Origin of the sequence: Streptomyces sp. ADI96-02, from assembly GCF_003846185.1 — a bacterium.
Lineage (GTDB): Bacteria > Actinomycetota > Actinomycetes > Streptomycetales > Streptomycetaceae > Streptomyces.
This window is the reverse complement of the sequence record NZ_ML123034.1, coordinates 6616455-6637383: the sequence shown is the minus strand read 5'-3', so window position 1 is coordinate 6637383 and position 20929 is coordinate 6616455. Positions and strand designations below refer to the sequence as shown.

At 72.5% G+C, this 20929-nt stretch carries 17 protein-coding genes; 12 read left to right on the top strand and 5 right to left on the bottom strand.

The genetic code is table 11. The annotated features are described in order from the left end of the window. Nucleotides 1-129: 129 nt before the first annotated feature. Nucleotides 130-1359 carry an MFS transporter gene (locus EES43_RS29005; protein ID WP_124271524.1) on the bottom strand — a complete coding sequence of 410 codons (1230 nt, stop codon included), beginning with the start codon at nucleotides 1357-1359 and terminating at the stop codon, nucleotides 130-132. A gap of 339 nt (nucleotides 1360-1698) precedes the next feature. Between EES43_RS29005 and EES43_RS29000 the strand changes: the two genes are divergently transcribed. From EES43_RS29000 to EES43_RS28985, 4 genes are all read left to right on the top strand, one after another. Next, on the top strand, nucleotides 1699-2820 hold the full coding sequence (locus EES43_RS29000) for a glutamate--cysteine ligase (protein ID WP_124271523.1): 1122 nt from the start codon (nucleotides 1699-1701) through the stop codon (nucleotides 2818-2820). Between the two features lie 331 nt (nucleotides 2821-3151). Then, on the top strand, nucleotides 3152-4318 hold the full coding sequence (locus EES43_RS28995; RefSeq protein ID WP_124271522.1) for an adenosylhomocysteinase: 1167 nt from the start codon (nucleotides 3152-3154) through the stop codon (nucleotides 4316-4318). Between the two features lie 72 nt (nucleotides 4319-4390). Continuing rightward, entirely contained in the window at nucleotides 4391-5461 is a 1071-nt protein-coding gene (locus EES43_RS28990) for an adenosine deaminase (RefSeq protein WP_124271521.1), read from the top strand. A gap of 41 nt (nucleotides 5462-5502) precedes the next feature. Further along, on the top strand, nucleotides 5503-6522 hold the full coding sequence (locus EES43_RS28985; protein WP_164493304.1) for a Gfo/Idh/MocA family oxidoreductase: 1020 nt from the start codon (nucleotides 5503-5505) through the stop codon (nucleotides 6520-6522). A 64-nt stretch (nucleotides 6523-6586) separates the two neighbouring features. On the opposite strand, the gene EES43_RS28980 is transcribed toward EES43_RS28985, so the two are convergent. Both EES43_RS28980 and EES43_RS28975 read right to left on the bottom strand, forming a co-directional pair. After that, a complete protein-coding gene (locus tag EES43_RS28980) occupies nucleotides 6587-7051 on the bottom strand; it encodes an ATP-binding protein (protein WP_241192570.1) in 465 nt (154 codons plus the stop codon). A 157-nt stretch (nucleotides 7052-7208) separates the two neighbouring features. Continuing rightward, on the bottom strand, nucleotides 7209-8822 hold the full coding sequence (locus EES43_RS28975) for a sensor histidine kinase (protein ID WP_241192569.1): 1614 nt from the start codon (nucleotides 8820-8822) through the stop codon (nucleotides 7209-7211). A 106-nt stretch (nucleotides 8823-8928) separates the two neighbouring features. On the opposite strand from EES43_RS28975, the gene EES43_RS28970 reads away from it, so the two are divergent. The 4 genes from EES43_RS28970 to EES43_RS28955 all read left to right on the top strand — a co-directional run bounded on the left by EES43_RS28970 (nucleotide 8929) and on the right by EES43_RS28955 (nucleotide 13494). Continuing rightward, nucleotides 8929-9774: a response regulator gene (locus tag EES43_RS28970; protein WP_124271518.1), complete on the top strand. Its 846-nt coding sequence runs from the start codon at nucleotides 8929-8931 to the stop codon at nucleotides 9772-9774. Nucleotides 9775-9993: 219 nt separating this feature from the next. Continuing rightward, nucleotides 9994-11733: a bifunctional phosphatase PAP2/diacylglycerol kinase family protein gene (locus tag EES43_RS28965; RefSeq protein WP_124271517.1), complete on the top strand. Its 1740-nt coding sequence runs from the start codon at nucleotides 9994-9996 to the stop codon at nucleotides 11731-11733. Beyond that, nucleotides 11733-12686, top strand: coding sequence for a YihY/virulence factor BrkB family protein (locus tag EES43_RS28960; protein WP_124271516.1), 954 nt, complete (start codon nucleotides 11733-11735; stop codon nucleotides 12684-12686). The genes EES43_RS28965 and EES43_RS28960 overlap by 1 nt, the downstream gene beginning before the upstream one ends. Before the next feature lies 1 nt (nucleotide 12687). Beyond that, the gene (locus tag EES43_RS28955) at nucleotides 12688-13494 is read left to right on the top strand and encodes a phosphatase PAP2 family protein (RefSeq protein ID WP_124271515.1); all 807 of its coding nucleotides are present in this window, start codon (nucleotides 12688-12690) and stop codon (nucleotides 13492-13494) included. Here EES43_RS28955 and EES43_RS28950 read toward each other — a convergent pair. After that, nucleotides 13488-13991, bottom strand: coding sequence for a hypothetical protein (locus EES43_RS28950; protein ID WP_124271514.1), 504 nt, complete (start codon nucleotides 13989-13991; stop codon nucleotides 13488-13490). The two genes, EES43_RS28955 and EES43_RS28950, sit on opposite strands and share 7 nt — an antisense overlap. A 273-nt stretch (nucleotides 13992-14264) precedes the next feature. Between EES43_RS28950 and EES43_RS28945 the strand changes: the two genes are divergently transcribed. Beyond that, a complete protein-coding gene (locus tag EES43_RS28945) occupies nucleotides 14265-14819 on the top strand; it encodes a DinB family protein (RefSeq protein ID WP_124271513.1) in 555 nt (184 codons plus the stop codon). A 260-nt stretch (nucleotides 14820-15079) separates the two neighbouring features. On the opposite strand, the gene EES43_RS28940 is transcribed toward EES43_RS28945, so the two are convergent. Beyond that, a complete protein-coding gene (locus EES43_RS28940) occupies nucleotides 15080-15433 on the bottom strand; it encodes a PRC-barrel domain-containing protein (RefSeq protein ID WP_124271512.1) in 354 nt (117 codons plus the stop codon). Between the two features lie 438 nt (nucleotides 15434-15871). Between EES43_RS28940 and EES43_RS28935 the strand changes: the two genes are divergently transcribed. The 3 genes from EES43_RS28935 (at nucleotide 15872) to EES43_RS28925 (ending at nucleotide 20732) form a co-directional block, all read left to right on the top strand. Continuing rightward, complete coding sequence (locus tag EES43_RS28935) at nucleotides 15872-17188, top strand: ATP-grasp domain-containing protein (RefSeq protein WP_124271511.1); 1317 nt, start codon at nucleotides 15872-15874, stop codon at nucleotides 17186-17188. Between the two features lie 35 nt (nucleotides 17189-17223). Then, nucleotides 17224-19269, top strand: a complete 2046-nt coding sequence (locus tag EES43_RS28930) for a CocE/NonD family hydrolase (protein ID WP_124271510.1) — start codon at nucleotides 17224-17226, stop codon at nucleotides 19267-19269. Between the two features lie 521 nt (nucleotides 19270-19790). Continuing rightward, the gene (locus tag EES43_RS28925) at nucleotides 19791-20732 is read left to right on the top strand and encodes a sterol desaturase family protein (protein ID WP_124271509.1); all 942 of its coding nucleotides are present in this window, start codon (nucleotides 19791-19793) and stop codon (nucleotides 20730-20732) included. Nucleotides 20733-20929: the final 197 nt, after the last annotated feature.

The following is a 20929-nucleotide window of genomic DNA, read 5'->3' as shown; positions in this document are numbered from 1 at the left end:
CCGGGGCCCGCCGTTCCCGGCGACACGGCGGCACACGGACCCGGTGGGGCGAGACCGCCGGGTACGTCGCCCGCGCCCGCCCTCGAACGGCGCGGGGCCACCGCCCGCCGGGCCAGGGGTGACGGGCAGTCAGCCGCGGCGCGTCCGCAGGACACCGGCCAGGAGTACGACGAGCAGCCCGGCGGCGGGCACGACGAGCAGCCCCGTGCGCAGGCTCGTCGCGTCGGCGATCAGCCCGACGACGGGCGGAGAGAACAGGAAGCCCAGCCGCATGAGCCAGGACACGAGGGTCAGCCCGGTGCCGGGGCGGAGGCCGGGCAGCTCGTCCGCCCCCTGCATCGCGGCGGGAACCAGCGTGGCCACTCCGAGCCCCGCGGCGGCGAAGCCGGCGATCGTCCCGGGAACCGTCGGAAACGCCAGGGCGACGCCCATGCCCACCGCAACGAGGAGACCTCCCTCGCGGGCCACGGCCCGCTGGCCGAACCGGTCGACCAGCCGGTCGCCGACGAGCCGTCCGACGAACTGGGCGCCCACGAGCGCGATGAATCCCGACGCGGCCAACGCGACCGGCGCGTGCAGCGCGTCCGACAGGTAGACGGCGGCCCACGAACTGCCCGCGTCCTCCACCAGCGCCCCCGCCGTGGCGATCAGCACGAGTGCGCCCAGCACCCACGACGTACGCGGCCCGCGCCCCGGGCCCGCACTGCCCGCCCGGCCCGGCGCGCCGGAGGCGTCCCCGGCCGGGCCGTCAGCCGGGTCGTCGGCCCGGTCCGCCTCGCGCCCCGGCAGGCAGAAGCGCAGGGCGACCAGCGCGGCCACCGCGAACACGGCCGCCGAGACGCCCAGGTGCACCCCCCGTGAGAGGCCGAGCGCGATCGCCCCGGCCGCCATCGCGCCGCCGGTCACGGCGCCGATCGACCAGACGGCGTGGAAGGAGTTGATGATGGACCGCCCGTAGCGGCGCTGGACCCGGAGGCCGTGAGCGTTCTGGGCGACGTCGGTGATCGCGTCCATCGCTCCCGCGAGGAACAGGGCGACGGCGAAGACCGTGAACGACGACGCCAGCCCCGCGGCCAGGATCCAGACGCCGGTCAGAATGGTTCCGGCCACCGCCACCCCGGCCGAGCCGAACCGGCGGATGAGGACGCCCGCCGCCATCCCGGCCGCGATCGCCCCGGCCGGGAACGCCGCGACGGCCAGCCCGTAGACGGCGTTCGTCACATCGAGTTCGGCCTTGATCTGCGGATACCGCGGCAGGAGGTTGGCGAACAACGCCCCGTTGGTGAAGAACAGCACGCCCACCGCCACGCGGGCATGACGTTCCGTCGGACCCGGCCGGGTCGTCGTCGCAAGACTCATGCGAGCAGCCTACCGTTCAGAGCGTACGAACGTACACTCATCCGAAATCACCACCGCGGACCCGCGGCGGGGCGTGTCGGGCCCGCAGGGCGCTCTCCGGCGGATCCGGCGGAGGGCCGTCCCCTCAGGGGCGGTTGCGCGGTGCCGCCCGGGGACGGCACCGCCCCCGCCGCGCAGCACCCGGCGTCGGGGCGTGGCCGGGGCGGACCGGGGCACTCGCTCCCCTGAGGTGATGTCCACATGATCGCGGCCTCCGGTGCCGGACGGCACGCGCGGCACGACGCCGCGGACGGTCCGCGTACGTCGCCCGGGGGACGTCACCCGCCACGAAGGGATCGGATGAACGTGCGCAGTATCGGAGTCGAAGAAGAGCTCCTCCTGGTGAGCGCGGAGACGGGCGAGGCCCAGGCGCTGTCCGCCGCGGTGCTCGCCTCGGCGGCCCCCGGGCCCGTCGACTCCCTGGAGGGCGGCTTCGAGAAGGAGCTCCAGAAGGAACAGGTGGAGTTCGCGACGCGCCCGGTGACCTCGCTGGACGAGCTGCGGGAGGAGATCGTGCGCCTGCGCGGGCAGGCGGCGGCCCACGCGGCCGGTGCGGGAGCGGCGGTGGCGGCCATCGCCACCTCTCCGCTGTCGGTGAGTCCGTCCATCAACGCGGGCGAGCGGTACCGGTGGATGGCCGAGCATTTCGGGCTGACCGCGCTGGAGCAGCTGACGTGCGGCTGCCACGTCCACGTCTCGGTGGAATCCGACGAGGAGGGCGTGGCCGTGCTGGACCGCATCCGCCCGTGGCTCTCCGTGCTGACCGCCCTGAGCGCCAATTCGCCGTTCTGGCACGACGAGGACAGCGGCTACGGCAGTTATCGCAGCCGTGTGTGGAACCGGTGGCCCTCGGCCGGACCGGTGGAGGTCTTCGGCAGTGCCGACCGCTACCACGAGCAGGTCGCCCGGATGGTCGCCACCGGGGCGATCCGGGACGAGGGCATGGTCTACTTCGACGCCCGCCTGTCGGCCGCCTACCCGACGGTGGAGATCCGGGTCGCCGACGTCTGCCTGGAGGCTTCCACCACCGTCGTGCTCGCCGCGCTGATACGGGCCCTGGTCGAGACGGCCGCCCGGGAATGGCGGGCCGGACTGCCTCCGGCCGCCGTGCCGGTGGGACTGCTGCGCCTCGCCGCGTGGCGCGCCGGCCGGTCGGGGCTGGACGGGCCGCTGATCGATCCCCGCACGATGCGCGAGGCCCCGGCCGAGACCGTCGTCCAGGCGCTGTTCTCGCAGGTCCAGGACGCCCTGGAGGACAACGGGGACGCCGAGCGCGCCCGCGAGGGCCTGGCGGCGCTCCTCGCCCGCGGCAACGGGGCGCGCATCCAGCGGCAGCTGCTCCGCGAGCACGGCAGCCTGCGGGCCGTGGTCGCGGAGTGCACGCGGCTGACCATACGCGCGGAACCCCTCATGGCCGGCTGAGCCGCGCGCCCCGCCGGGTCCGCGCGGGCCCTGCGGACCTCTGCGGACTGTGGCCGCGTGCTCCTCGGAGTACGCGGCCCACGGGCTTGTTCCTCTGACGTAGTACGTATAACCTGCGAGCTGTCGACGCTGAGACCGAAGGAACCGGAGGTGATCGACCATGGCGCGGCCCGCGCCCCGATGGAGCACCCACCGGATGCCGATCTTCGGCGACCACTCCTACCGCTGCGATCTGTACGGCTGACCCGGCCCGCGAGCCGTGCTCCACGGCTCCGCACCGCCGCCCGTACTCCGGCGCCGCCGGAACTTCGCCACGTTCGTAGGAGTGACCATGTCCCTGCCCTTCCTCTCCGCCGTCCGGCACGACGGCACCGACTGGGCCCTGCGCCACATGCCGCTGCTGCGCGAGACCGTGCGCCGGCACGGTGCCGTGCTGGCCGGCAAGCGGATCGCGATGTGCCTGCACATCGAGCCCAAGACGGCGGCCCTGGTCGCTCTGCTCACGGAGGCCGGGGCTGAGGTCACGCTCACCGGTTCCCCCGGGACCACCCAGGACGACACCGCCGACGCCCTGCGCGCGAGCGGCACGACCGTGTACGGGCGGCGCGACGACACCCCCGACCGGCACCGCCACCACATCGACCGGGTGCTCGCGTGCGACCCGCATCTGCTGCTCGACAACGGCGGAGACCTGACCGTCGCGGCGCTGGAGGGCGGCGGACCGCCGCACCTCGTCGGCGGCACCGAGGAGACGACGACCGGGGCGCTGCGCATCCGCGCCCTGCCGTCCCCGCCGCCGTTCCCGGTCGTGGTGATCAATGACAGCCGCCTCAAGCTGCTGGTGGAGAACGAGTTCGGCGTGGGGCAGAGCGTGGTCCAGGGCTTCATGAACGCGACGAACCTGATGCTGCCGGGGGCACGGGCCACCGTGGTCGGTTACGGGCCCTGCGGGCTCGGCGTCGCCAACACCCTGGCCCGGCTCGGGGCCCGGGTGTCGGTGGCCGAGACCGATCCGTACCGGGCGCTGGAAGCGGTGATGCACGGCCACGAGGTCGGCCCGCTCGACACCCTGCTGCCCCGCACCCGTCTGCTGTTCCTCGCCACCGGACACCCCGGGGTCGTCGGAGCCGACCAGCTCGACGCCCTGGCCGACGGCACGATCGTCGCCGGTGTGGGCCACCGGGCCTGGGAAGTGGACCAGGCGGCGCTCGCCGCGCGCACCGCGTCCATCAGGCGGTACGGGACGGCGGGCGACGAACGCGCCGTCCACCGCCTGTCCGACGGCCGCGAGATCACCGTGCTGGCCGGCACCGCGATGATCAACCTCACCGCGGCCAAGGGCAACCCGATCCAGGCCATGGACCTGGGACTGACGCTCCAGGCCCGCAGCCTCGCCGCCGTGGCCGCCCTGCCCCTCGCACCCGGCGCGCAGCCCGTCCCGGCCGACGTGGACCGCGAGATCGCCGCGAGCCTGGTCGCCCGGCTGACCGCCGACTGAACCGGGAGCCCCGCGCCCGCACACCCCCGACCCTCTCCCCCGTACACCTGTCCGCTGAACCGAGGAACCCGCATGACCACCGCCGCCCTCTCACCCGACGCCATCGCACAGCTGCCCAAGGCCGTCCTGCACGACCACCTCGACGGTGGACTGCGCCCGGCCACCCTCGTCGAACTGGCCGCCGCCGTCGGCCACCGGCTGCCCACCACCGACCCGGACGGACTGGCCGCCTGGTACGTCGAGGCGGCGAACTCCGGCGACCTGGTCCGCTACATCGCCACGTTCGAGCACACCCTGGCCGTCATGCAGCACCGCGAGGGACTGCTGCGCACCGCCGAGGAGTACGTGCTCGACCTCGCCGCCGACGGCGTGGTGTACGGCGAGGTGCGCTACGCGCCCGAGCTGATGCTGAAGGCCGGGCTCACCCTGGGCGAGGTCGTCGAGACCGTGCAGGAGGGCCTGGCCGCCGGCCGGGCGAAGGCCGCCGCCGCCGGCACTCCGGTGCGGGTCGGCACCCTGCTGTGCGGCATGCGCATGTTCGGCCGCACCCGTGAGATCGCCGACCTCGCGGTGGCGTACCGGGACGCGGGCGTCGTCGGGTTCGACATCGCCGGCGCCGAGGACGGCTTCCCGCCGGCCGATCACCTCGCCGCCTTCGACCACCTGCGCTCCGAGAGCGTGCCGTTCACCATCCACGCCGGCGAGGCCCACGGGCTGCCCAGCATGCACCAGGCCCTCCAGACCTGCGGCGCGCAGCGCATCGGGCACGGCGTCCGCATCATGGACGACATCGTCGACGGGAAGCTCGGCAGGCTCGCCTCCTGGATCCGCGACCGCCGGATCGCGTTGGAGATGTGCCCCACCTCCAACCTCCAGACGGGCGCCGCGACCTCGATCGCGGAGCACCCGATCACCGAGCTGCGCCGGCTCGGCTTCCGCGTCACCGTGAACACCGACAACCGGCTGGTGTCGGGGACGACGATGACCCGCGAGATGTCGCTGCTCGTCGCCGAGGCCGGCTGGACGCTCGACGACCTGCGGGCGGTCACGGTCGACGCGCTCAGGAGCGCGTTCATCCCCTACGACGAGCGCAACGAGCTCATCGACGACGTGGTGCTGCCCGGTTACGCGGCCCACGCGTGATCCCGCAGGGCTCCGGCACCGACACCGACCAGGAGGAACCAGTGGCACAGCGCGTCGAGGACCTGCGGATCGGGTTCATCGGGCACGGGAGGCACGCCCGTGCGAACCTCTACCCCGCCCTGGAGCTCGCGGGTGCGCGCCTGACGAGCATCGCGACCCGTGACGAGGCGGCGGCCCGGGCGGCGGCGGCTCTGCACGGCGCGGACCGGGGGCACGGCGACCACCGGCGGATGCTGGCCGAGGACGCTCTCGACGCCGTCTTCGTCAGCGTCGCCCCGGAGGACCAGGCCGCGGTGGCGCAGGAGTGCCTGGAGGCGGGCGCTCACGTCTTCGTGGAGAAGCCGCTCGGCCTGAACGAGGCGGAGGCCCGGCGCGTGGCGGAGACCGCCGAGCGGTGCGGGCGCGAGGTGACGGTGGGCTTCATGAAGCGCCACGCCCCGGCCTACCGCAGACTCGCCGCGCTCATGGCGGACGAGGCGGCGTTCGGCAGGGTCGTCTCCTTCCAGGGGTTCTTCGCCTTCAGCCCGTGGACGGACACGCTCCGGGACGACACCTATCTCAAGTACGGCGCGATCCACCTCGTCGACCTGGTCCGGTGGCTGTTCGGCGACGTCGCCGAGGTCACGGGGTTCCGCAACTCGCGGGGCGCCGACATCAGCATGGCCATGACGCTGCGCACGCACAGCGGGGTGATCGGGAACCTGACGCTGGCCGGCGTGCCCGCGTGGGGCCGGGAGCAGGAGGAGCTGACCGTCACCGGGCAGCGCGGGTTCGCCCGGGTGGAGAACCTCACCTCCCTCACCCACCACCACGCCCGGCCGGCCGCTCCGGGCGGTGCGGAGCCCTGGCAGGAGCTGGGCGAGGAGGCGGTCGTGGTCCGGTCCGTCAACTCACCGGCCTCCGGCGGCCATCAGGATCTCTACCTGAGGGGCTTCGCGGCGGAGGTACGGCACTTCCTGGACACCGTGGCGCACGGCGCTCCGTCACTCTCCTCGGCGGCGGACAACGTCGGCACGATGGCCTTGTGCGACGAACTGCTGAGCGCTCTGGCGCCGCACTGATCGCTCCGCGTCGGACCGGGCGCCCCCGGTCCGACGCGGGTCGTCCGACCTCGGCCGGTCCGGGTCAGTACAGCGGAACGAGCGCGGTGATCCGCTTCCCCTCCGGTCCCGGGATCACCGCCACATGCCGGGCGAGGCGGCAGATCATCGACCAGCCCAGACCGCCCATGCGGAGCACGGCCGTGTCCATCGGACCCGCGGCGGCCGGCAGCCGGTGACTCGCGTCGGCCACCTCCACGAGCAGGGCGTCGTCCACGAGGACGGCGTCGAAGGCGGTCAGGCCGCCCGCGTGGCGGATCGCGTTGGTGACGAGTTCGGAGGTCACCAGCAGGGCGTCGGCGACCACCACGTCATCCAGGTCCTCGCCCCTGAGATCGCAGAACTGGGTGCTGAGCAGGGCCTTCACCTGGTCCCGGGCCTCCCCCGCCGTCGCGGGCACCCGCCGCGCGGCCGGGAAGCGGAGGGGGTCGGCAGCGTGCGCGGTGTGCTCCGGGTCTTCACCGGGGGCCACACCGTTCTCCGAGGTCACTTCTTTCTCCGCCATACGTACGGCGTCTTCCCCGCGCCCCGGCTCTCACACCCTCCTTTTCGCGGACATGTTCGACAGAGAGGCAGGTCACGGCCGCCTTCGGCGTCCTCCCACGCCCGGAACGCGCCTCCGCCCCGTACTGGGGAGGGGCGCGGGGTCACACGGCGGGGACGGCGCTCGCGCGGGGGCCGGGTTCCCCGCCCTGCTGGGCGGGTACGGGCGCGGTCGGTTCCAGCAGGGTGAAGACGATCCGCGTGCCGGGCGCGTGGCCGGGATCCACGGCGATCCTGCCCCCGTGGTACTCGACGATCTTCTTGCACAGGGCCAGTCCGATGCCGTTGCCCGCGTACTGCTCTCGGGTGTGCAGGCGCTGGAAGACGACGAAGACCCGCTCGGCGAACTCCTGGTCGATGCCGATGCCGTTGTCCGTGACGGCGAACTCCCAGCCGTCGCCGACGGCCCGGCAGCCGAGGTGGATCACGGGCGGCCGGCCGGGGGTCCGGAACTTGATCGCGTTGGTGAGGAGGTTCTGGAACAGCATGCTGAGCTGGCCCGGCTCCCCGGACAGCGTCGGCAGCGGGTCGTGCGTGATGGTCGCGCCGGACTCCTCGACGGCCACGCTGAGCGAGCTGACGGTCCGCTCGAACTTCTCCTCCAGGTCGACGCGCTGGTGCTCGGCCGTCAACCGCCCGACGCGCGAGAAGGCGAGCAGGTCGTTGATGAGGCTCTGCATCCGGGTCGCCCCGTCGACGGCGAAGGCGATGTACTGCGACGCGCGCTCGTCGAGGTCCTTGGCGTAGCGGCGTTCCAGCAGCTGGCAGAAGCTCGCCACCTTGCGCAGCGGTTCCTGGAGGTCGTGCGAGGCGACATAGGCGAACTGCTCCAGCTCACCGTTGGAGCGGCGCAGCTCCTCGGCCTGGGCGGCGAGGTCGGCCTGGGCCCGGTCGCGGAAGTCGAGTTCGGCGGCGAGCCGGGCGCGCATGCTCTCCACGTCCGCGGCGAGCAGCCGCAGGTCCGCGGGGCCGGTACCGGTCACCGGATGGCTGAAGTCACCGCCGGCGACGACCCGCACGTGGTCGGAGAGCCGGTCCAGATGGCTGGTGACGCCCCGGCGCAGTCCGATGAAGACGAGTGCGGTGAGCGCGAGGATGGTGGCGGCGATGGCGCTGAAGGACCAGTTCCGCAAGGTCCGGGCGTCCTGGAGGTCGGCCCGGGCGGCGGCCCGCTGGGCCTCCAGATGCGCCTGCTGGGTGGCCAGGGCCGAGCGTACGGAGTCGAAGAGGGTCTTCCCCTCCAGCGAGCGCGCCCGGCTCTCGGCCCTGGGGTCGGCAGCCGAGGCGATGGGCCGGGCGACGCGGGCCTGCCAGGTTCCGGCGCGCTTCTGCACGTCGGCGAGGTCGCGCTCGGTCATGGCGTCGCTTTCGGCCGCGGCGCGCAGCGCGCGCACGGCCTCGCGCTGTTTCGTCAGGCCGTCGCGGTAGGGGGTGAGGAACGTCGGCTTCGCGGTGGCCCCGTAACCGCGTATCCCCGTCTCCTGGTTGATCAGGGCGCTCTCCAGCCGGACCGAGGCCAGCAGCGCCGGGGTCGAGTGGTCGACGAGACGGGTGTTGATCGTCGTCGACCTGGCCAGGACCCAGCTGCCGCAGAGGATGAGGGCGAGCAGCAGGGAGAGCGCGGCGGCCGTGCTGATCGCGAGCCAGTGACGCGTCGTCCACCCCGCGGTCGCGGGCCTCATCGGCTTACGGGTGTGCGCGGCGGCGTCCAGGCCCACGGCGGTGCTCCTCGGTCTTGAGCCCGGAGGCTCCGAGCCGGAACAGAATACCGTCGGCGACAACGCTTGTTGTCGCGGGTCCGCCGCAGCGCCTACGCTGACGTCCATGGGCCACGACCTCTCCACTTCCGATGATCACGAGTTGCTGCACGTGCTCACGGAGAGAGGCGTACAGGAACTGGCCCGGCGGATCGCCGAACAGAGTCTGACAGGCCGCTCACCGGCGGCGCGGCCCGAGGCCGCGCACGCCGGAGGGCAGGACGCGGGTCCCGGGGGCGCGGACGCGCTCGCCCGGCTCCGGGTCCTCGCCTACATCAGCAGGGCAGTCAGCGAGCAGGCCCAGGCCGAAGCCTCATCGGCAGCCAGGGCGGGCGCGAAGTATCCCCAGCTCGGAGCGGCGTGGGGGATCAGCAGGCAGGGCGCCCGCAGGCGCTGGCCGGGTCTGGTCTTCACCGCCGAGCCCCCCACCCGTCCTCTCCCCACCCACCGGAGCCCCAACGTGAACGCATTCACCGTCGACCGCCCCTACAGCGTCCTCCTCGTCGAGGACGACCCGGCGGACGCCCTGCTCATCGAGGAGGCCCTGGTCGACCGCGGCATGGCCCGCACCATCGACCAGGTGACCGACGGCCTCGCCGCCCTCCAGTACCTGCGCGACCCCGAGAAGGAGCGGCCCGACCTCATCGTCCTCGACCTGAACATGCCGCGGATGAACGGCCGTGAGCTGCTGGCCGTGCTCAAGGACGACGCCTCGCTCGGCGGGATTCCGGTGGTGGTGCTGACGACGTCGGCCGCCCCCGACGACGTGGAGGACGCCTACCGCCAGCACGCCAACGCGTATGTGACCAAGCCCGTCAACCTCGACGCGTTCATCAAGTCGGTGCAGGGGATCGACGCCTTCTTCCTCGACACCGCGGAGCTTCCGCCCCGCTCGCGGAACGCGGACGGCTGAGCGCGGCACCGCCGTCCCCGGCGGCGCGGGGACGGGCGCGGGCGCCCTCCCCCGGCCGCCTCGGCCCGCGCGCCGAGGTATCCGCCCGCGCTGTGCGGGCGGATACCTCGTCCCGCTCCACCAGGTCTGCCGTGCCGCTTTCAGGGAAGACGGCGTAGCGCCGGAGAAGAACACCCTTCTGCGGCGCCGCCGTGCGGCGGGCCGACCGTGGGGGATCTGATGCCGACTGCCATTCCGGCGAGAGCGACCGGTGCCGCGAGCACGCCGAGTCCACGACGACCGGGCCGCTCGCCCGCCCTGACCAGCGGAAGCGGCCGGGCGGCGGCGCGTATCGGGGCGTTCGCCGTCTGTCAGGCGGCGATGATGGCGGGGATCGGGCTGCTGATCACCGGCCCGGCGCGCGACCTGTGGCCGCTGACCGCCGAGGACGCGGTGAACGAGGGCTTGGAGCGTCTGCGCGGCGGTGCTCTCACCACCGCCTCGGAGATCGCCTCCGGCGCGGGCGACACCGCCACGGTGGTGGCGGTCACCCTCCTGGTCTGCCTGTTCCTCGTCCTGGCCCCCCGGCTCCCGCTGTGGCGTGAGGCCGTCTTCCTCGCGCTCGGCGTCTCGCTCCAGTCCCTGGTGTTCCTCGTCATCACGGAGTCCGTGGACCGCACCCGCCCGGACGTGGAACGCCTGGACGACTCCCCGCCGACCTCCAGTTACACCTCCGGGCACACCGGCGCGGCCACCGCGCTCTACGCCGGCCTCGCCGTTCTCGTCCTGTCCCGGGCCCGCGGCCCGTGGCGCAAGGTCGTGGGCGCGCTGTTGCTGCTGATCCCGCTCCTCGTGGGAGCGGCCCGGCTCTACCGGGGCATGCACCACCCCACCGACGTGGTGGGCGGCCTGCTCAACGGCGCGCTGTCGCTGATCGTCGTGGGCCGGGCCGTGCTCGCCGACGACGCGTGGGCCGCGCCGCCCCCGGCCGACGCGGTCGACATCGCCGTGGCCGCCGCCGAGAGCCGGCCGGGCCCGGCGCGCGGGCACGCGGTCGTGATCGTGAACCCGACGGTGACCGACACCGCGACCCGCGGCAGACTGCGGCTGATCCTGGCCCAACAGGGTTATCGGGACGTGGACTTCGTCGACACCACGGCGCGGGAGACCGGTGGCGGCCAGACGGCGGAGGCGGTCCGCGGCGGGGCCGGCCTCGTCGTGGTGTGCGGCGGGGACGGCACGGTCCGCGCGGTCGCCGACGCCCTGGCCGGCACGGGTGTGCCGATGGTCCTCGTACCCTGCGGCACGGGCAATCTGCTCGCCCGGAACCTCGGCCTGCCCCTCGGCCCCGCCGACGCGCTGGCGGCCGGTCTCGCCGGCGAACCGCACGCGCTCGACCTCGGCCGCGTCGAGGGCGACGGCATTCCCGCCACGCACTTCACCGCCATGTCGGGCGCCGGTCTCGACGCGGCCATGCTCGAAGGGACCTCGGACCGCGCCAAGTCGGCCCTCGGCTGGCCCGCGTACGTGCTGGCCGGTTTCCAGGGCCTGCGGGCGCCGAGGATGCGCCTGGCGATCACGCTCGACGGCGCGCCGGAGCTTCGCCGTACCGCCCGGATGGTCCTCCTCGCGAACATCGGCACGGTGCAGGGCGGCGCGGCGCCCGTCCCCGACGCCCGGCCCGACGACGGCGTGCTCGACCTCGCGCTCTTCGACCCGCGCGGGGCGGGCGGCTGGCTGCGCGCGGCCGGCGTGCTGCTGCGCGGCCCCTCGCGCGACGGCGGCGCGCCGGGCGGTACGGGTCGACGCGCGGGCGGCGGGGGCGCGGTGGAGTTCTTCACCTTCCGCCGTGCCGAACTGGCCTTCGCGCGACCGCAGCCCCGTGAGGTGGACGGCGATCCGGTGGGCCCCGGCCTGCGGATCGCCGCCGAGGTCAGGCCCGGCGCCCTCACGATCCTGCTGCCCGCCCGGGAGAAGTGATGGGAACCGCGACCCGGGTACCGGTGACCCGTGACATGACCGGTGACGAACTGTCCGCCGACGAGGCGCTGGCGGCGCTGCGCAGATACGGCCGCTGGCCGCTGCTGCGCGACGCGTTCGTCCGGTTCCGCTACGCGGACGGCTTCAGCCACGCCCGCGCGCTGGCCCTGCAGACGGTGCTGGCCGTCATTCCCCTGGTGATCGCCTTCGTCGGGCTCTCCACCGAGCTGCACACCGAGAGCGTCGGCAAGCTCGCGGAGCTGACGATCCGCGGCATCAGCGAGGGGCCGAGCGCCGGAGTGGTGGAGGACGCGCTGGACCGCAACCGCCAGGGAGGCGGCGACGGTCCGCGGATCGCGCTCTGGCTGGGGCTCGCCTTCTCGCTGGCCAACGTCACGACGGCGATGTGCCAGATAGAACGCGGCGCCAACCGGATCTACGGCGTGGAGCGGGACCGGGTCTTCCACCGCAAGTACCTGCGCGGCCTCGTCATGTCCGTGAGCGCGGGCCTGCCGCTCGGCATCGGCTCGGTCATGATGGTGGCCGGCGGGGACCTGGTGAGAGCCGCGGCGTCCGTCTACGGTCTGAGCGACGGCGCCAGGACGGCCTGGGACCTGCTCCGCTGGCCGCTCGGCCTGCTGCTCGCCCTCATCTCGGCGAGCGCCGTCTTCCGCCGCTCGCCGCGCCGCAAACAGCCCGGGTACACCTGGCTCGCCTTCGGCGCCGCCGTCTACCTGGTGCTGTGGACGCTGCTGAGCTGGCTGCTCAGCCTCTACCTCGGGATCAGCGGCTCCTTCGACACCGTCTACGGACCGCTCAGCGCCTTCATGTCGCTGCTCCTGTGGGCCTACCTGACCTCCATAGCCCTCTTCGTCGGACTCTCCTTCGCCGCCCAGCTGGAAGCCGCCCGCGCGCGCAAGCCCGGTCCGATCACCGCTGATCCGGGAGCCTGACATGTCCTCACTCGACACGACCTCCGCGGCCGAGGAGCGCCGCAACCGCCGGGCGGACCGCCGGTTCGGCGTGCGCCTGCCGGGAGCCGTCGCGGTCGCCGGCCTCGCGGCGGTCCCGTTCGCCCTGCTGCTCGTCCTGGTCGAGGGGCGCTGGCCCCCCTTGCGGCGGCTGGACGCGGGCGCGGCCCGGCGGCTGCACGCGATCGCCCTCGAACACCCCGAGTGGACCGGTACGTTGCGCATCCTGTCCGACTGGGTGTGGGACCCGGCGACCCTCCGCGGGGCCGTCGCCCTGGTGACGTTGTGGCTGCTGCGCCGCCGCGCCTGGCGGCTCGCCGCCTGGGCCGCGCTGACGGCGGGCGGCGGGGCGCTGATCGGGGTGCTCGTGAAGGTCGTCGTGGAGCGGGCGAGGCCGTCCCTGGAGGATCCGGTGGCGCAGGCGCCCGGGTACTCGTTCCCGTCGGGGCACGCGATGACGGCGACCACGTCGTTCGCCGTCCTGCTGCTGGTGCTGCTGCCGATGGTGCCGCGTGCCTGGCGGGCGCTGTGCTGGGGTGTGGCGGTGGTGTCGGTCCTGGGGGTGGGCTTCACCCGGATCGCTCTCGGCGTGCACTGGTTCAGCGATGTGGTGGGCGGCTGGCTGCTCGGCGGCGCGGTGGTGGTCCTGACCGGCTGGGCGTTCGAGGCGTGGCGGGCGGACGCGGGCCGCCGGCGTACGGGGATGGGCGAGGGCCTGGAACCCGAGCTGGCCGGCGACGCCCCGGAGCCGCCGGCCGGAGGGTCCGGGCCGGCCGCCCGGGGTCAGTAGCCCTGGCCGGCCAGGAAGGAGTCGAAGTCGAGCGCGAGGGAGCGGGCCTCGGTGGCGTGGCCCTCCGTCTCCCCGTCGACGAGGACGAAGGTGCAGACGCCCTGCCGGGTCCTGACGACCCACATGCTGCGACTGCCGTCGCGCAGCAGCGCCAGGTCGAGTTCGGTCCCGGTGACGGCGTCGGTGACCCGCTCCAGGCTCTCGCGCCGCCAGTCCACGCCCGCGAGCCGGAGGCCGCGCGGGTGGAGGGTCTCCTCGCACACCGTGCTCAGGGCCTCGACGTCGTCCCGGCCCCGGTTCCCGCCGTCCGCCTCCTCTTGCAGCGCGGGGGCGACGTCACGGAAGTACCGCCAGGCGTCCTCGCCCTCCCGGCCGACGGCGGCGAAGAAACCCGCCTCGGAAGAGAAGGTCGCCGCCGCACGCACGGCGGGGCGGTCTTCGCCGAGGGCGAGGTGGGTCCGCAGGACCTCTCCCCATTGCTCGGTCACAGGGGACATCGGTGGTGGCCTTTCGTCGGTGTCGGTGCGCCGGTCCTTCGCGCCCGGGTCACCGACCCGGACGTTTCACCGCGGAGGCGGGCACACCGGCCCCGCTCTTCGCGGCACGGCATCTCCTGCCCGGGAATGCCCTGATCAGACGGTGACGTCGAGAACCGCCTCCGGGCCGCGGCGATCGCGCGGGGCGGCGTACACGGGGCCGAAGGTTCCGGTCGCGAAGACCGGTCGGATATTCGGTGCTCCCGGCCGTCGAAGCCGTGCGAGGGTCCCCAGGTGACTGATTCTCCGGAGGAACCCGTCTTCTCGCTCGATCTACTGCGCTGGCAGTTCGATCTGACCTGGGCGCTGTTCACCTACCACCTGGAACGGCTAGAACCCGAGGACTTCCTGTGGGAGCCGGCAGCCGTCTGCTGGACGCTGCGTCGCGCCGACGACGGGACGTGGACGGCCGACTGGGCGGAGAACGAGCCCGATCCGGTGCCGCTGCCGACGATCGCCTGGTTGAGCTGGCACATCAGCTGGTGGTGGAGCACGGCGACGGACCACGCCGGCAGCAAGGCCCCACGGGAACGCGACGACATCGCCTGGCCCGGACCCGGCCGGGCCGCAGTCGACCAGTTGGTCGGCCTGCGCGCAGAGTGGCTCGCGGCCCTGGATCGCCTCACGGCCGACGACCTGGCCGCGGTCGCCCCGTTCCCGTGGCCGAACGATCCCCGGCACACCGTCGCGCACATGGTGGCCTGGGTGAACGCCGAGCTGATGAAGAACGCTGCGGAGATCGGGCAGCTGCGGCTCCAGCGTAGGGCTCGCCCCGTGCCCCTCAGGTGAACAGCGTCGCCTGTGGTTCGGGGGGCCGCGAGCAGTGTGCCGGACGCGAGCGACGCGGCGGCCTTGAGGCGCGGGCGCGCCGGCACACCGTCGGACCGGCGCAGCAGGGCGGTAGCGGCGGGGCGCGGGTTCATAGGCGTGTGGGAGGGGCGGCGGCCTGGTGGCGGGGTCTGCGGTGCGGGCAGGTGCGCGCCTGCCTGCGGGGCGGGCCCGGTGCGTCTCCCGGCCCGCCCCGCACGGGCGACTGTCCTGCGATGGCGTCAGTGGCGGCGGTGGCTCTCGTAGTAGCCGCCGACCTGCTGGTGGTATCCGGCGTCGCCGGCGTGCTTGTCCTTGTCGAACTCCGGGGAGTCCTTGATCTGGTCCTTGGTGAGGTCGACGAAGATCCTGCGCTCCGCCTGGTCCACGGCGCGTACCGTGCCGGCCGGCAGCAGCACGTGCTTGCCGAAGATCCACAGACCCGTGTCGACCACGAGGTAGGAGGAGTTGACGTCGTCCGAGTGCTTGTCCACCTTGCCGATGCTCCCGTCGGTCGCCTCGACCTTGAAACCGATGAGGTCGGTGCCCGAGGTGTGTCCGGTGGTCGGCTGGTAGGCCCACATCTTCTCACTCATGAATACGCTCCTCGATGAAGGGGGAAAGTGCCCGTCGTCGTGGACAACCGGGCGGCGCCGGGATTCCGTTGGGAATTTCCGCAGCGCTCTCTGCGACACCGCGTGCCCGTCTCGTCCGACCTCACACATCGAGGTTTACCGGCTCGCTCCGGGGTCAGGCGGTCCGGCAGAGGACGACGCGCGTTTATGGCCCGGCCGCCGCGCCGGGCCATACGCATGCGGTGGCCCGGGGCGACACGGCCCCTCGGAGGGGCCCAGCTCCTGTGCGCCGTACCCCGGTTCACCGGGTGCGGACGGGCGTGTCGCACGAGGCCATCGCCCTGAATCAGCGCGGTCTGTTCCCGAATTCGTGGATATCCCAGGTGATTCGGCTCTCTGATTCGAAGCGGAGGAGCCGGGTACGCGCCGGGGATCCCCTTCCTCAGAAAGGCATACGATATGTCAGAAACACGACGTCACAACGTATTCATCATCGGTCTGGATCCGGCGAACCTTTCGATGCTCAACGCCGTGCCGGACGCCGACTCCTACGCCTTCCACCCCCTGCTCACGATCGAGGAGCTCCAGGAGGGCGAGGTGTCCGTCCCCGATCTGCTGGCCGAGGCGCGGCGGATTCTCGACTCCTTCGACGGCGAGATAGACGCGATCGTCGGCTACTGGGACTTCCCGGTCAGCACGCTCGTACCGATGCTCGGCGAGGAGTACGGCACACGTACGACCAGTCTCGAATCCGTGGTCAAGTGCGAGCACAAGTACTGGAGCCGGCTGGAGCAGGCGAAGGTCGTCGACAACTGTCCGCGCTTCGGGCGGGTGGACCTCGACAGCGACGACCCGCGACCGCCGAAGGACGTCGACTTCCCGATGTGGCTCAAGCCGGCCCTGTCGTACTCCTCGGAACTGGCCTACGGCGTGGCGGACATGGATGAGTTCCGGGAGGCGGTCAAGGAGATCCGCGCCGGGATCGCCCGGGTCGGCAGGCCCTTCGAGCACGTGCTCGGCCTGCTCGACCTTCCTCCGGAGATGCGGGACGTGGGCGGCCAGGTGTGTCTGGCCGAGGAGGCCATGACCGGCCTCCAGGCGGCGGTGGAGGGCTATGTCCACGACGGCGAGGTCGTCGTCTACGGGGCCCTGGACTCCATCAACTACCCGGGCTCCTCGTCGTTCCTGCGCCACCAGTATCCGAGCACCCTTCCCGACGCGGTGATCCGGCAGATGCACGACGTGAGCCGGCGGACCATGGAGCAGATCGGCATGGACCGGGCCACCTTCAGCATCGAGTACTTCTACGACCCCAAGACGCAGAAGATCAGCCTCCTGGAGATCAACCCCCGGCACTCCCAGTCGCACGCGGAGCTCTTCGACTACGTCGACGGGGCGCCGAACCACCACCGCATGCTCAGCCTCGCGCTCGACAAGGACCCCGCGCTTCCCGTGGCCGGCGGCCCGTACCGGCTCGCGGCGAAGTGGTACTACCGCTGGTTCGGCGAGGGTCGTGTGCACGAGGTGCCCGGTCCGGACGAGATAGCCCGCATCGAGAAGGAGATACCGGGCGTACGGATCGACGTGGTGCCCGCCGAGGGCCAGCGCCTCTCGTCCGTCTCGCAGCAGGACAGCTACAGCTACGAGGTCGCCCACATCTTCACCGGCGGCGACGACGAGGCCGACCTCCGCCGCAAGTTCGACCGGTGCGTCGCCGCGCTCGGCCTCACCTTCGACGAGACCGCGCCGGGCGGGCGGGACCTGAAGTCCGCCTGACCGCCCCCCACCGGCTGAGGAAAGGAGCATCCCTCATGCGCCATGTCGACCAGCTCCCCTGCGAGACCAGGGAAGAGAACCACGTCACCATCCCCATGCCGGACGGAGTGCGCCTCTCCGCCCGCGTCTGGCGGCCGGTCTCCTCCGACCAGGAGCCGGTGCCGGCCATCCTGGAGTACATCCCGTACCGCAAGAACGACCTGACCTCCACCCGCGACGCGATCCACCACCCCTACATCGCGGGGCACGGCTACGCCTGCGTCCGGGTGGACCTGCGGGGCACCGGGGAGTCCGAGGGCGTGCTGCGGGACGAGTACCTGGAACAGGAGCAGCGGGACGCCGAGGAAGTGCTCGCCTGGCTGGCGCAACAGCCGTGGTGCGACGGCACCACCGGGATGATGGGCATCTCCTGGGGGGCCTTCGCCGCGCTGCAGGTCGCCGCCCGCCGGCCGCCGAGCCTCGGCGCGATCGTCATCGCCTCGTTCACCGACGACCGGTACGCGGACGACATGCACTACCTCGGCGGAGCGATGCTCTCCGACAACCTGGCCGAGGCGGGGACCATGTTCGCCTACGCCACCTGCCCGCCCGATCCCCGGGTCGTGGGGGAACGCTGGCGGGACATGTGGCACGAGCGGCTGGAGTCGGCGCGGCCGTGGGTCCTGGAGTGGCTGCGCCACCAACGCCGTGACGACTACTGGCGGCACGCCTCGCTGAGTGAGGACTACACGGCGCTGCGCTGTCCCGTGCTCGCCTCCAGCGGCTGGGCCGACGGGTACTCCAACGCGGTCACCCGGCTGCTGAGCCGGGTGGACGTCCCGCGCAGGGGGCTGATCGGACCGTGGTCGCACAAACTGCCGCACCTGGGCGAACCGGGCCCCGCCATCGGGTACTTGCAGGAGGTGGTGCGCTGGTGGGACCACTGGCTCAAGGGCGTGGACAACGGAGTGATGGAGGGCCCCATGCTCCGGGCCTGGATGCAGGAGAGCGTGCCTCCGTCCACGTCGTACGAGGAGCGGCCCGGACGGTGGGTGGGTGAGCCGTCCTGGCCCTCGCCCCACGTCCGCGAGGAGCGCCACGCGCTGCGGGACCGTGCCGTCCTCATGCCGGGTGAAGCCGGCGACGAGGGAGGGGAGGCCGGTCCCGGGCGGGTGCTGACCGTGCAATCTCCTCTTTCCGTGGGGCAGTTCGCCGGAAAGTGGGCTTCGTACAACGCGCCGCCCGACCTGCCCTACGACCAGCGCGAGGAGGACGGGGGTTCGCTGGTCTTCACCTCCGAGCCGCTGCCCCGGACGCTGGAGATCCTGGGGTCGCCCTCCGTCGAGCTGGAGGTGGAGTCCAGCGAGCCGGTGGCGCAGGTCACCGCGCGTCTCTCGGACGTCGCTCCCGACGGGCGGGCCACGCGGGTGACGTACGGCGTGCTGAACCTGACGCATCGCTCGTCCGAGGAGCGGCCCGAGGAGTTGGAGCCGGGCCGCCGCTACCGTGTGCGGATCCCGCTGAACGGTGTGGCCCAGGCTTTCCCGGCCGGGAACCGCGTCCGGCTGTCGCTCTCCACCTCGTACTGGCCGCTGGTGTGGCCGGCTCCGAAGCCGGTCCTGCTCACCGTGCACGAGAGCGGCAGCTCGCTCACTCTTCCGGTGCGGCCGGCACAGGAGCCCGACAACGCGCCGACGTCGCCGTTCGGGGAGCCGGAGGGCTGCGCTCCCCCGGACGTCACCCCGCTCACCGAGCCCGAGCAGAGCTGGAACGTGACCAGGAGCCTGGTCGACTACCACTCGGCTCTGGACGTCGTGAAGGACCACGGTCTGCGGAGGTTCGAGGAGAACGGCATCGAGGTCGGGCTGCGGGCGTGCGAGACGTACAGCTCGGTGGCGGACGACTTCGGGTCGCTGCGCGGCAGGGCGGCCTGGACGATGCGGTTCCGGCGGGACGACTGGGACGTACGGGTGGAGACCAGCACCGTGCTCACCTCCGACGAGGAGACGTTCAAGGTGGACGCGACGCTCGACGGTTACGAGAACGGTCGACGGGTCTTCTCGCGGACCTGGAACGAGGAGGTCCCGCGCGAGAGCGCCTGATCCAGCGGAGCGGGAGGACCTGTGGCCGCTCCGGTACGCCTCGCGGCGGCCGGAGCGGCCCTTCGGCGTGTACGGGCGTGTACGGGCGTCCAGGGCGGCGCGCGGAGCTATGTCCTGCGCGCGGGCGCACGATCGGCGGTGACGGCGCGCCTGTGCGCTGAAATACGCACTGCGGCGCGGAAAAGCGCGCCTCTCTCACGATTCCCACAACCTCATCAGGAAATTATTCCTATTAATTGACCGACTTTCAACGAGTGGCCCGCCCTTCCACCGGGCGCCGCCCGGCATTTCCGTATGTCGGCTGCGGTTAAAGACGATGGAACGGGAAATAGATGACCTCGACTGATGAAGCCGGGGGCATCAGTTCGCGCCACGGCCCGTTCCAGCGGAGCCGGGTGTCTCGAATACATCGGCACACGAGCGGCGTCCGCCGCGTCCCCGAGTGCCCGCGACTGACTCAGGCAGGACGACCTGCGGCTGAGCGAAGTTCTCTCCTGTCACACCGCTCGTGGAGGGGCACGATGGACGAGTGCGAAGGGTCCGCCAAGGGCGAGATCCATTCGGCCGGAATACCGGCCGAGGGTCGGAAAGCGGCCAGGGACACCCTGCGTTCCGTTCTTCGCGTGACCGCTTATCCCGTCCTTCTGCTGGCCGTCGTCCTCGTGGGCACGGCCGCGCTGCGCCTCCCATGGGATCCGGCCCGGGTGAGTCCGCTTTTCCTGGTGGGCGTCCTGACGTATCTGTCACTCCTGGAACGGCTGATTCCGTACGAGCGGGACTGGCATCCCGGAAAGGACGAGTGGCGCTGGTACGGGGTCTACTTCCTGCTCACCATGGCCGGAAGCGCTCTGGCGCAGCTCCTCGTCACGACGGCCGTCGGACGCATCTCCCCCGACGGGCCGGCCCGCCACCTCTGGGCCGAGATCCCGGCGGCCCTGCTCGCCGGATCGCTCGTCAGCTACCTCGTGCACCGCCTGGGCCACCGCAACGCCCTGCTCTGGCGGCTGCACGGGGTGCACCACGTTCCGCGGAAGGTGAACGTGGCCAACAACGGGGTCAACCACGTGCTGGACATCGTGCTGGCCCAGAGCCTCGTCCAACTGACCCTGGCCCTGATCGGCTTCTCCAGTCCGGCCGTGCTGGTCGTGGGGCTCTTCGTCGCCGCCCAGGGCTATTTCGTCCACGCCAACATCGACGTGCGCATCGGGCGGTTCAACCACCTGCTGGCCAGTCCCGAGCAGCACCGGCTCCACCACAGCACCGACCTGTCGGAAGCCGGGCACTACGGCTCCGACCTGTCGTGCTGGGACCACCTCTTCGGAAGCTTCACCTGGTACCCCGGTCGCGAACCGGCTCAGGTCGGCCTCCACGACCCCGCCTCCTTCCCAGGCACCGGCGAAATCCTCGCGAGCCTGCTGCACCCCTGGCGGCCTCGGACGGGCGCCCGACCCACGCCGGACTGACCTCCCGTACGGCGTCGCCCGGGCACCCGGCCCGGCGAAGTACCGGAGACCGGGACGGACCGGGCACACCCACCGCTCGCACCACCGGTGTGCCCGCCCGCCTCCGATCGCCGGACCGACACCCCCTACGCACCTGCCCGCGGCCTTCCCCTGCCGCGGCACGACGATTCGCCGCGGCCACTCCCCGCCGCGGCACG